This window comes from Thalassobaculum sp. (assembly GCF_040219215.1).
Taxonomy (GTDB): Bacteria; Pseudomonadota; Alphaproteobacteria; order Thalassobaculales; family Thalassobaculaceae; genus Thalassobaculum_A.
In genome coordinates, this window is sequence record NZ_JAVJSX010000032.1 from 274,457 (window position 1) to 285,734 (window position 11,278).

11 protein-coding genes are annotated in these 11,278 nt (G+C 63.6%); 8 read left to right on the forward strand and 3 right to left on the reverse strand.

What is annotated here, in order from left to right:
• Positions 1 to 29 precede the first annotated feature (29 nt).
• The gene (locus RIC54_RS21980) at positions 30 to 1,787 is read left to right on the forward strand and encodes a hypothetical protein (protein ID WP_350088503.1); all 1,758 of its coding nucleotides are present in this window, start codon (positions 30 to 32) and stop codon (positions 1,785 to 1,787) included.
• Positions 1,788 to 1,850: 63 nt separating this feature from the next.
• Here RIC54_RS21980 and RIC54_RS21985 read toward each other — a convergent pair whose 3' ends face one another.
• A complete protein-coding gene (locus tag RIC54_RS21985) occupies positions 1,851 to 2,444 on the reverse strand; it encodes a cytochrome b (protein ID WP_350088500.1) in 594 nt (197 codons plus the stop codon).
• A gap of 158 nt (positions 2,445 to 2,602) precedes the next feature.
• On the opposite strand from RIC54_RS21985, the gene RIC54_RS21990 reads away from it, so the two are divergent.
• The 5 genes from RIC54_RS21990 (at position 2,603) to RIC54_RS22010 (ending at position 7,106) form a co-directional block, all read left to right on the forward strand.
• A complete protein-coding gene (locus RIC54_RS21990; protein WP_350088497.1) occupies positions 2,603 to 3,517 on the forward strand; it encodes a LysR family transcriptional regulator in 915 nt (304 codons plus the stop codon).
• A 144-nt stretch (positions 3,518 to 3,661) separates the two neighbouring features.
• Positions 3,662 to 4,267, forward strand: coding sequence for a TRAP transporter small permease subunit (locus RIC54_RS21995; protein WP_350088494.1), 606 nt, complete (start codon positions 3,662 to 3,664; stop codon positions 4,265 to 4,267).
• A complete protein-coding gene (locus RIC54_RS22000; RefSeq protein WP_350088491.1) occupies positions 4,264 to 5,571 on the forward strand; it encodes a TRAP transporter large permease in 1,308 nt (435 codons plus the stop codon). Before RIC54_RS21995 ends, RIC54_RS22000 begins: the two co-directional genes overlap by 4 nt.
• A 39-nt stretch (positions 5,572 to 5,610) precedes the next feature.
• Complete coding sequence (locus RIC54_RS22005) at positions 5,611 to 6,657, forward strand: TRAP transporter substrate-binding protein (RefSeq protein WP_350088488.1); 1,047 nt, start codon at positions 5,611 to 5,613, stop codon at positions 6,655 to 6,657.
• A 122-nt stretch (positions 6,658 to 6,779) separates the two neighbouring features.
• Positions 6,780 to 7,106, forward strand: a complete 327-nt coding sequence (locus RIC54_RS22010) for a hypothetical protein (RefSeq protein ID WP_350088485.1) — start codon at positions 6,780 to 6,782, stop codon at positions 7,104 to 7,106.
• Between the two features lie 22 nt (positions 7,107 to 7,128).
• Here the strand turns inward: RIC54_RS22010 and RIC54_RS22015 are convergent, their stop codons facing one another.
• A complete protein-coding gene (locus RIC54_RS22015) occupies positions 7,129 to 8,640 on the reverse strand; it encodes a protein adenylyltransferase SelO (protein ID WP_350088482.1) in 1,512 nt (503 codons plus the stop codon).
• A 242-nt stretch (positions 8,641 to 8,882) separates the two neighbouring features.
• On the opposite strand from RIC54_RS22015, the gene RIC54_RS22020 reads away from it, so the two are divergent.
• Together RIC54_RS22020 and RIC54_RS22025 are read left to right on the forward strand one after the other, a co-directional pair.
• A complete protein-coding gene (locus RIC54_RS22020) occupies positions 8,883 to 10,193 on the forward strand; it encodes an ammonium transporter (RefSeq protein WP_350088479.1) in 1,311 nt (436 codons plus the stop codon).
• Positions 10,194 to 10,203: 10 nt separating this feature from the next.
• Complete coding sequence (locus RIC54_RS22025; protein ID WP_350088476.1) at positions 10,204 to 10,542, forward strand: P-II family nitrogen regulator; 339 nt, start codon at positions 10,204 to 10,206, stop codon at positions 10,540 to 10,542.
• 23 nt (positions 10,543 to 10,565) lie between these two features.
• Here the strand turns inward: RIC54_RS22025 and RIC54_RS22030 are convergent.
• Positions 10,566 to 11,278: DUF7168 domain-containing protein (locus RIC54_RS22030; RefSeq protein ID WP_350151412.1), on the reverse strand; the 713-nt coding region annotated here is incomplete at its 5' end.

The following is an 11,278-nucleotide window of genomic DNA, read 5'->3' on the forward strand; positions in this document are numbered from 1 at the left end:
GTGTTCGCGTCCATCGGGACTCAGCCGGAATGATCGGAGCCGACGCTCAGTTTGACGCCTGGAACCCGGGCATAGCCTCGGCGATTCCAACCCGCCTTTTGCCGCTGGTGACGCTGTACAGGCCGGAAAACTCGAAAATCGGCTACAGGGAAGCCTGGGAACTGGCGGAGATCTGCGGGCTGAAGCCGCACGAGATGATCGCGTTCAGCGTCCGCCGGTTGATCGTGCATGAACTTCTGATCCGGGTCACCGCCGACCTTCACGTGCCGGATGGGCCGAACTACGCAGACCTGGGGCTGCGCTTGCGCGGCATGACCACCCGCATACTCCAAGTCCACGTTGAGCCCAGAATGGCGGAGTTCGAACGCGCCTTCGACGAACTGCGCGATGACGTCGACAACCGGCTTCGCACCCTGCTCGACCGGAATGTTTTTGCAAGGCCGCCAGCCGAGCGTGATGCCAAACCAAGCGTTCTTGCGCGGATTTTTGGCAAGAAAGACCGGGCCGAGACCGAAACGACCCTTCCCGAACTGACCGCACTGTCACGGTGGGAACACGCGATCTCCCGGGCCGACTCGCAGATCGAGAAGGCCTGTCTACAGGGGCTGTGCAAGATCGTTTCGGGAATCATGGGGCAACGCGGACGCCTCGTGGCCGACAGGGACACCCTGGTCCGGCTGGCCGCGAACTGGATCTGCAATTCCTATGGAAGCGAGAGGGTCGGCGACATGCTCGACCCCGTCATCCACGATGCTGCCGCCGCAGAGGGCTACAAGTATCTGCCGTTTCAGGGCGCACCGGTGATCCTGAATGTCAAAGGCGCATCCGCCGCGGGAAAGAGCACGATCCGCCCGCTGCAGCGAAAGCTCGCGCAGCGTATCGGCGTACCCTGGGAGCATTTCGCCCTGGTGAGTCCGGATTACTGGCGGAAACTCCTCCTTGATTACCAAAGCCTCGGAGATGATCAGAAATACGCGGCAATGATGACTGGCCAGGAACTGGAGATTATCGACAAGAAACTCGATGGCTACATCGAACGCAAGGCTGCTCGCTTGGAACTTCCGCACCTTCTGATCGACCGTTTCCGGTTCGACAGCTTTCAGTCAGGAGCGATCCAGCCGGCGGACAGTCGATTGCTGAGCAGGTTCGGCGACACGGTGTTCATGTTCTTCGTGATCACGCCGCCGGCTGAAACGGTGGAGCGCGCCTGGACACGGGGGATCGAGACGGGGAGGTACAAGGCCGTCGACGATCTGCTGTACCACAACATCGAAGCCTATACGGGAATGCCTCAACTGTTCTTCACCTGGGTGAAGAAAGACCGGCAGAAAGTGCATTTCGAGTTTCTCGACAACAGCATTCCATATGGCGAAACACCGCGGTCGGTCGCCTTCGGGTGGAACGACAAGATCACAATCCTCGATCTGGAATGTTTGCGGAAAATGGTCGTCTATCAAAGAATCAACGTCGACGCCCGAAAACCGGAGGATGTGCTCCTGCGGTCGGACGGCACCCCAAATGACATTGTAATGGAATGCATTAAGAGGATTTCAGACGTTACTTTCGTCGACCCTGAGACGCTGGAAGTCGTGGGTCATACGAAAAACGGAAAATGCGATTATGAGGTTTCCGATTTTTTCAGGAGATCATCGATCAACATCGAGCGCGCTCCGGAACTTGACGAGGGGTCACGTTCGATGGATCCGCAGGGGCGAAGCCCGTCGAAGCCGGTTCTGGATTTCGACTACGAGCAAACATTCACTGTCGGCAGTTGGAAACGTGGATAGCTTTGCCTGCTGTCGGATCGTTGCATAGAGGTCTACCCGCCAACGATCTTGAGCGGTTCGCCTTCAGCGCCGCGATTTCCTGCGCACCGGCAGAGCGATCCGACCCATCACCCCGTCGCGCAGAATGAGCCAGTGCATCAGACCGGCCCCGACGTGCAGGACGATCAGCAACGCGATCGTCCACCCGACGTATCGGTGCCAATCGTAAAGCAGGGCTCCGATGGCCTCGCTTTTGGGCACCACCTGCGGAACGTCCCACGCAAAGAACTCCACGGGATAGTCCGACATGTCGGTGGCCAGCCAGCCCAACACTGGCATCGCGAGCAGCAGTACGTAGAACAGGTAGTGCACGGTCTGGCTGACCGCCTGTTGCCAAGGCTTGATCGGTGGGTTGTAAGCCGGGCGACCCCGATCGATCCGAACGAACAGGCGTATCAGCATCAGCCCCAGCACGATCAGACCGAAGGTCTTGTGGTACTCGTAGAGAACGTCGCGCCCCGACCCGCCGAGCAGAGCGGTGACCCGGTCAAATCCGAGCCGGCCGATCACCAGGCCGCCGGCCAGCGTCGCAAGAACCAGCCCGGCAACCACCCAATGCAGGACACGCTGAAGCGGCGCGAACCCGGTGGCCGGCTCCGGCAGGCTCGACTCGGGCATGACGTGCTCCTCCCGTCCGATTGACTGGGCCATCACACACTGCGCTCGAAAGTCAGCCTCGTGCAACGGCCGGTTGGCTGCCACGAACCGGCGATCAGGTCCTCACGGTTTCTCACGTATGATCCCGGCCCACCGGATAGTACCTGATAGGTGGGGCAATGCAGTTCACGATCGATCAGCTCAACGCGTTCATAGCGGTAGCGCGCGAGCGGGGCGTGCGTCGGGCCGCCGAAACGATGCGGCTGTCGCAGCCCGCCGTGACTGCGCGCATTCAAGCGCTGGAGAACGCGCTGGCGACCCGGTTGTTCGAACGGCGGGGCGGCGGGATGTCTCTCACGCGTCGCGGCGCAATACTGCTGCGATACGCCGAGGAGCAGATGCGACTGCTCGACCGGATTCGACGGGACGTGTCGGAACCGTCGGAGGTGGAGGTCAGCCTTCGCCTCGGTATCGCGGAGACCATAGCGCTCACGTGGCTCCCGACGTTCGTTGCCCGCATGCGGCATGAGTTCCCGAAGATCGAGATCGAGATCAGTGTCGACATGTCCGTCAACCTCAGCCGCTCGTTGATCGCGCAGAGCCTGGACCTGGCTATTCTGGTGGGCTTGGTGTCCGAGCCTGCGGTCGCCAACCTGCCGCTGCCCGATGTCGAATTGGGGTGGTACGCCGGTCCTGGTGTTCCGATCCCCGATGATCCGAAGGATCTATTCCTGTCCAGACCGATCATCACCTTCGCGCGCAGCACCAACTCGTTCCATGAGCTGAAGTCGAACCTGTTCGACCGCTACGGCACCGGGGTGTCGTTCTTCTCATCGACCTCGCTGTCGGCCTGTTTGGGCATGGTCGCGTCGGGACTTGGCATTGCCGCCCTGCCCAAGGCGCTTGCCAGGCGCGATGTCGAGGACGGCCGTGTGGTTTCGTTTGATCCCGGATGGAGGCCAAGCAACTGGCAGTTCTCGGCTGCGCTGTTTCGGGATCCACCGAACTTCGTGGCGGAACGGGCGGTCGAGGTTGCGCAATGGGCCGCAACTGATTTCGATCAGGAATTTCGATCGATTTTGATCCAAAAATAAGATTTGTCTTGATCGTGCAGGGCTTCAACAATCGTCCATGGGAGGCGCAGGCGATGGACCATCTGGACTTGTTGGCCTTGGGATCGAGAAACGCCGGCGCGATTGCGGCCGTTTGCCGTACAGTCCCGTTTCGGATGCCGTGAGATGTTGCAGGGCGAATCTCGGTTCGGGCTTGAGGCACTGACGCGGCGGGTTTCCAAAGTTCTGGCCTGGGTTGCCGGTGGCGCGATCCTGTTCGGTTGCGCGGTTCCGATCACCATCGACGTGGTGTCCCGGTTCTTCCTGAACCGGACGCTTCTGGAAAGCTTCGAGATCTCCGGCTACGCGCTCGCGGCCTGCATCGGTCTCGGCATGGGCTACACGGTATCCACCAAGGCCAATGTCCGGGTGGACTTCCTGACCATGCGCCTGCCGCCCGGGATCAGGGTCGTCTTTGACCTGGTGGCGGCTGCGGCGCTTGCGGTGGTCGCGGCGGCCATCGCCTATTTTGCCTGGGGCGTGCTCCAGCAGTCCGAGGCCATGAACGCGCGGTCTATGTCGATCCTGCAGGTTCCGTTGGTCATCCCGCAGAGCGTCTGGTGGGTTGGCCTTTTCTGGTTTGCCTGCGTTGCCGTTTTGACGCCGGTTCTCGCTGTCCTGAGATTGCTCGGGCGGGACCGGGCCGGGGCGGACCGGCTGATCGGTTCGACCGACCTGGCCGAGGAGCTTGAGTTGATCGGCGCCGACGGGCGGGCGGAAAAACCCCGATGATCCAGGTCACGCTCCTGATGCTTCTGACCTCCTTGGCGATCGGATTGCCGGTCGCCGCGGTCCTGGCGCTCACCGGCTATGTCCTTTCCGAGAACTACGCCTTCATTCCGATGACCGCGGCCTCGGGCGAACTCGCCTGGAGCCACTCCAACGACTTCGTGCTGATCGCCGCGCCGATGTTCATCATGATGGGGGAGCTGATGCACCGTTCGGGCGTTAGCGAGCGGTTGTTCTCAGCTCTCACGCCCTGGTTCACCCGGGTGCCGGGGCAACTGATCCATACAAATATTGCCGCCAGCGCGGTCTTCGCCGCGACCTCCGGCTCGTCCCTGGCAACCGCGGCCACCATCGGGACGGTGGCCATTCCGAACATGGACAGGGGGGGCTATAGCCGGCCGCTGTTCCTGGGGTCGATCGCTGCCGGCGGGACCCTCGGTATCCTGATCCCGCCGTCGGTCAACATGATCATCTACGCGGTCCTGTCGGAGACTTCCGTCGCCGATCTGTACGCCGCCGGATTCCTGCCGGGCATTCTGCTGGCGGTTCTGTTTTCCGCCGTGGTCGTCGTGGCGGTGCTGTGGAATCCGAAGCTGGCGCCCGCCACCGACTTCCAGGGCTCGCTTTGGCCGGCACGGATCGCCGGGCTGAAGCACCTGGTCCCGCCCCTGTGCCTGTTCTTTCTGGTGGTCGGGTCGATCTATCTCGGCATCGCGACCCCGACCGAAGCGGCGGCCCTCGGGCTGGTGGCGACCGTCGGACTGGTCGGACTGAACCGGGCGTTGACGGTCGCGGTGTTGCTGTCGGCCTTCGAGGGCACCGTGCGCACGACCTGCATGATCATGCTGATCGTCATCGCGGCGTTCTTCCTGAACTTCGTGATGGTGTCGATCGGGCTGGTCGAAGCGATCACCGGTGCCCTGCTGTCGCTCGGCTGGCCGCCGCTCGCGATGCTGGCGGCCATCGTGGTTTTCTATCTGGTCCTGGGCTGCTTCATGGAGACGATCTCAATGATGATCGCCACCACCCCGATCATCGTTCCGGTGATTGTCGAGCTCGGCTACTCGCCGGTCTGGTGGGGGATCGTGTTCGTGATCCTGATCGAGGCAGCGCTGATCACTCCGCCGGTTGGGCTGAACCTGTACGTGGTTCAGGCGGTACGCAAAGCCGGATCGATCGCGGATCTGTTCAAAGGATCGGCGCCCTTCCTGGTGGCCATGCTGCTGACCATCATCCTGCTCATCAGCTTTCCGCAGCTGGCGCTCTGGCTGCCAACCATCCTTAACCCGAAGTCCGGCCCCGTCTGAGCCGCCGGAAGTTCCGACAACCAACAGGAGACGTCCGACATGACGAACAGACTAACGCTCATCTCGTCACTCGCTGCGGTACTGGCCTTTTCGCCCGTGGCGTCGGCCCAGGACCTGCCGAAGACCGAGTTCAATGTGGTTGGCTCGATCGGCATCCTGTCGATGTACAAGACCATGGAGGCTCCGTTCTGGACCGAGACGGTTCCAGCCGCTTCGGGTGGGGCGATCAAGGCCAATGTCAAACCGTTCACCGAGCTCGGCTTCAAGGGGGGCGAGTTGTTCAACCTGGTTGCCAAGGGCACGGTTCCGATGGCCCACCAGGTTCTGGCCTATACGTCCGGCTCCGTGCCGACCAACGAAGCAACCGATCTCGTGGGCGTCGTTGACTCCGTCGAGGAACTGCATGACGTCGCGAAAGCCTTCCGGGCTTACCACGCCGAGTTCCTGGCCAAAGAGCATGGCATCAAGCTGCTCGGCTACGGCACCTATCAGGCGCAGGTGATCTATTGCCGTGACCAGTTCACCTCGATCGCCGACCTGAAGGGCCGCAAGGTCCGCGCCTCGGGCGCCTCCCAGCAGGTATTCATCAGTCATTTGGGTGGATCGCCCATCGGGCTGGCGTTCGGTGAGGTCCAGACTGCGCTCGCCAGTGGTGTTGTCGACTGCGCCATTACCGGCGCGCTGTCCGGCTACCTTGCCAAGTGGCATGAGTCGGCGAAGTTCATCTCCCCGATGCCGATCAATCACGGTCTGATTGCGCATATCGCCAATCTGGCTTGGTGGAACAGCCTCGATCCGAAGGTTCAGGCCCTGCTCGAGACTCAATTGATGGGTCTTGAATCCAAGATGTTCGCCCTGGCCGCGACCGAGACCAAGGATGGCCTGTCCTGCAACACCGGCGGCGCCTGCGCATACGGCCAGCCGGCTGCCATGACCCTGGTGCCGGTCGCTGCCGGAGATGCCGCGATCCGCGATGAAGCCGTCACTGCCGCCGTCCTGCCGGCCTACAAGGACCGGTGCGGCGAGGCCTGTGCCACCAAGTGGAACGAGACCATCGGTGCCGCGCAGGGTGTGGTGATCCGCTAGTCACCTGGAATCAGGGGCGGGACACCGGATCGTGCTCGCGAGGTCCCGCCCCGACACCTTCTAGAGCTGCCGCGATCGACGGGCGGACGACAGCTCGAATCCGGCCACCGGGAGACAAAGACATGATGACCGCAGACGAGGTGCAGTCATTCATTCGAGGGGCAACCGTTCGGGCGATCGATCCCGAAACCGAACGGATGGTCGCCACGGTCAGCTATCTGCTGGACGGCACCTGCCAGATGGCGCGCACGGGCGCGATTGCCGTCGAGCCTGGGTTGTACGGGTTCACGGACGGGCTCTATTGGACCCGGTATGCCGAGTTCCGGGACGGCACCACCAACAGCTTCTATCTGGTCGAGGTCGCCCCGGGACTCGCGCAGGCCTACTATGCCGATGGGCGTCGCGCGTTCCTTCTCGAGCGTCAGAACGGCGCGAGCCAACCCGAGTAAAGCCAACAGTGGCAGACCGCGATCAGGTTCCGCAGAAGGTCTGCCGAACGACCTGATCCGGACGCGGTGGTTGCTGGTAGCGCGCGTGCTCCGGAAGGTCCTCATAGGGATTGGTGAGCGCCAAGAGGAGTGCCTCGAACGGGGCGAGGTCGCCGTTGTCTTCGGCGGCCCGAATAGCCTCCTCGACCAGGTGATTGCGCGGGATCACCGCCGGGTTGGCGGCTCGCAATGCGGCAGCCCGTTCCTTGGCGGGCTTCGCATCCTCTGCCAGACGGGCCTGCCATGCCTCTGCCCAGGTGTCGAATGCGGTCGGGTCCTGGAACTGCGCGCGCGGTCCAGGGCTGTCGCACTGTGGGTTTTCTGCAGGCGGGTCGAGCAGGTCGGCGAGGCCGCGGAACGTCAGCGTGAAATCGGCGCCGTTCTCGGCCATCCGGCTCATCAGATCCTGTGCCAGGGCGAGATCGCCGTCCCGGGGCTCGGCGAGGCCAAGTTTGCCCTCCAACACGACGGTGAGCGCGGCCTCGAACACCGCCGGGAAGCCGTCGATCGCATGCTGCGCGGCGGCCAGCGCACGGTCCTCGTTCTCGTCGATGATCGGCAGCAGACACTGCGCCAGCTGCGCCAGGTTCCACTGCACGATCGCCGGCTGGTTGGCGAAGGCGTATCGACCGGCGTGGTCGATCGAGCTGTACACCGTTTGCGGATGGTAGCGGTCCATGAACGCACAAGGGCCGTAGTCGATGGTCTCGCCGGCAATCGACGTGTTGTCGGTGTTCATCACGCCGTGGATGAAGCCGATCCCCAGCCATTGGGCGACCAGCCGGGCCTGGGCGCCGATTACGGCGTCCAGCAACGCGAGGTATGGCCGTTCGGCGTCGGCGGCTTCGGGGTAGTGGCGGGCGATCACGTGATCGGCGAGGCTGCGGGTTCCCTCGCTGTCGCGCCGTGCGGCGAAGTACTGGAAGGTTCCGACGCGAATGTGGCTGCGCGCCACCCGGGTCAGCACCGCGCCCGGCAGCATGGTTTCACGATACACCGGCTGGCCGGTGGTGACCGCCGCCAGCGCACGGGTCGTCGGGATGCCCAGGCGGTGCATCGCCTCGCTGACAATGTACTCGCGCAGCACTGGACCGAGGGCGGCACGGCCGTCGCCACCGCGGGAGAATGGGGTGCGGCCGGCACCCTTCAACTGGAGGTCTCGGCGGATACCGTCCCGGCCGATCACTTCGCCGAGCAGGATTGCCCGTCCGTCGCCAAGCTGCGGCACCCAGCCGCCGAACTGATGGCCGGCATAGGCCATCGCCAGAGGATCGGCACCGTCGGGAACGCGGTTGCCGGCGAGGATCTCGATTCCGGTCGGCGAGGCCAGGGCATCGGCGTCGAGGCCGAGCGCTTCGGCCAGCTCGCGGTTGACCCGGACCAGACCCGGTTCGGTGACCGGGGTCGGCGGAAGCCGGGCGAAGAATCGCTCCGGCAGTCGAGCGTAACTGTTGTCGAATGGGATGGTGGCGAGGCCGGCAGGTAAAGCTGTCATGGCGAAGATCCGTAGCACGGGTGGATACCGGACGTCTTCCGGTCCGACATGCAAAAGGTGAGCACGAAGGCGACAAATCCAAGACGTTTCTTGCTGGACAGAGGGGCTGCCGCTGCAAGCCGGCTGCGTCACTTCTGGCCTGCCGTTGATTGGGTTACTCTGCTGCCGGTACTGGGAGGTGCCACGGTTGGCTTAGACAAGAGCGGACCGGATGGTGCGCAGGGCGGAGGGGCGACGATTCTATGAGAAAATTCGGTATGCGCGCCAGCGCGGTTCTGGCGTGCACGGCGACGTATTGGGGTGCGATGGGTTCAGCCATGGCCGCGGACGAACTCAGCGGCGGCGACACCGCCTGGATCCTGACCTCGACAGCCTTGGTTCTGTTCATGACGCTGCCCGGCTTGGCGCTGTTCTATGCCGGTCTCGTCCGTGCGCGGAACGTGCTGTCGGTGATCACCCATTGCTTCGCGGTGGCCTGCCTAGTGTCTGTCGCCTGGTTGTTCGTCGGGTACAGCCTGTCGTTCGCCGACGGTGGCGGGATGCAGGCTTGGATCGGCGGGCTCTCGAAGACGATGCTTTCGGGCGTCGGCACCGACACGCTTTGGGGCACCATCCCAGAGACCGTGTTCTTCATGTTCCAGATGACCTTCGCCATCATCACGCCGGCGCTGATCGTCGGCGCGTACCCGGAGCGGGTACGGTTCAGCGCGGTGGTGCTGTTCAGCCTGGCTTGGCTGGTGCTGGTCTATGCGCCGGTCTGCCACTGGGTGTGGGGCGGCGGCTGGCTGGCCGAACTCGGGGTCATGGACTTCGCCGGCGGCATCGTCGTGCACACGACAGCAGGCGTGTCGGCGGTGGTGTTCGCGCTGATGCTGGGCCGCCGCCGCGGCTTTCCGATGGATCTGCGACCGCCGCACAGCCCGGGAATGGTGGCGACAGGCGCCTGCATGCTGTGGGTCGGCTGGTTCGGCTTTAACGCCGGCAGCGCGCTGGCCGCCAACGGGTCGGCGGGCATGGCCATGCTGGTGACGCATATCTCCGCGGCGACGGCGGCGATGGTGTGGGGCGGCATCGAGTGGGTGCGCTATGGCAAGCCAAGCCTGATCGGAATCGTCACCGGCCTGGTGGCCGGCCTTGCATCGATCACCCCGGCGGCCGGTTTCGTGGGGCCGCTCGGGGCTCTGATTATCGGGCTTCTGGCGGGTGCCGGGTGTCACTGGCTGTCGATGGTGATCAAGTTCCGGTTCCGTGTTGATGACTCGCTGGACGTGTTCGCGGTCCACGGCGGTGGCGGCATTCTGGGTTCTCTGCTGGTTGCGGCGCTGGCGGTTCCGGCTTTCGGTGGATTCGGGCTGACTGATGGTGTGAGCATTTCCCACCAGTTCGGTGTGCAGGCCTTGGCCGTCGGGGCTACGGCGGCTTGGTCGGGATTGGCGACCTGGGTCATTCTTTCGGTGGTGCGGGTCTTCTCCGGCCTGCGGGTCAGCGAGGAGGAAGAGATCGAGGGGCTGGACATCGTCGCCCATGGCGAACGCGGCTACGACCTGACGTGAGGAGGCGGACATGAAACTGATCGTGGCGATCATCAAGCCGCACCGTCTCGACAGCGTACGCGATGTCCTGGCCGAACTCGGAATCCACGGCATGACCGTGACCGAGGTCAAAGGGTTCGGCCGTCAGAAGGGGCAGACAGAGATCTACCGCGGCGCCGAGTATCAGGTGTTCTTCGTGCCGAAGGTGAAGGTTGAGATCGTGGTTGCCGACGATCTTGTCGCCAAGTCGGTCGAGGCCATCGCGGCTGCGGCGCGCACCGAGAAGATCGGTGACGGCAAGATCTTCGTGCTCGAGGCCGGGCGGGCCATGCGCATCCGCACCGGCGAAGAGGGCGAGGAAGCATTGTAGCGGTCGGCCGCCGACCCGGAGCGCTATTTGGTCGGCAGGCCTATCGAGAGCGTCGCGCCGGCCGTTCCACCCGCGTCATAGGCCGTCGGCGACACCATCCGTCGGCGGCCTTCGACGCTGCGCAGGTTCAGGTCGAGTTTCTCAAGCTCAGCGTCGACCACGGCGCCTTTGAGAACCACAAGATCGCGTCCAGCGCCGCGGCCTGCTGCGTCGCGTTCAGCCTTGATCGCGACCAACTTGTCGGCGATCGACGCCACCATCCCCAGCGCGAACGACGCGTTGGCCAGATGCCGGTCCTTGTGACGGTATTGCCGATACTCGGCGGTGGTCTTGTAGCGCCCGAGCTCGAACCGAACTGCTGCGTCGACCAGTTCGGCGAGGTACAGCGCAACCTCGACGTCCGAGCCGAGGCCGAAGAATACGAACCGGGCGGTGCCGGCCTGGCTCTTTTCGCGCCAAACCCGGCAATCGCAGAAATCCGCAATGGCGCCGATGCAATGATCGAGCGGAATGCGCTTCTTACGGTGAGTCTCGAACACACGTCGCTCGCATGGCGCATGGCGTATGTCGATGTCGCTCAGCGACAGGTCATGGTGGTCGAGCAGTTCGGCCACCTTGGCGGCCGCCAGCAGGGCTTCGGCCTCCGTACACCCGTTGTCGGTGGTCTTGGCCCGCAAGCCCTGGATGCGTGCTCGCAGTCTGTCGCCAGGATCGCCGGATCTGCTCACGAGAAGAC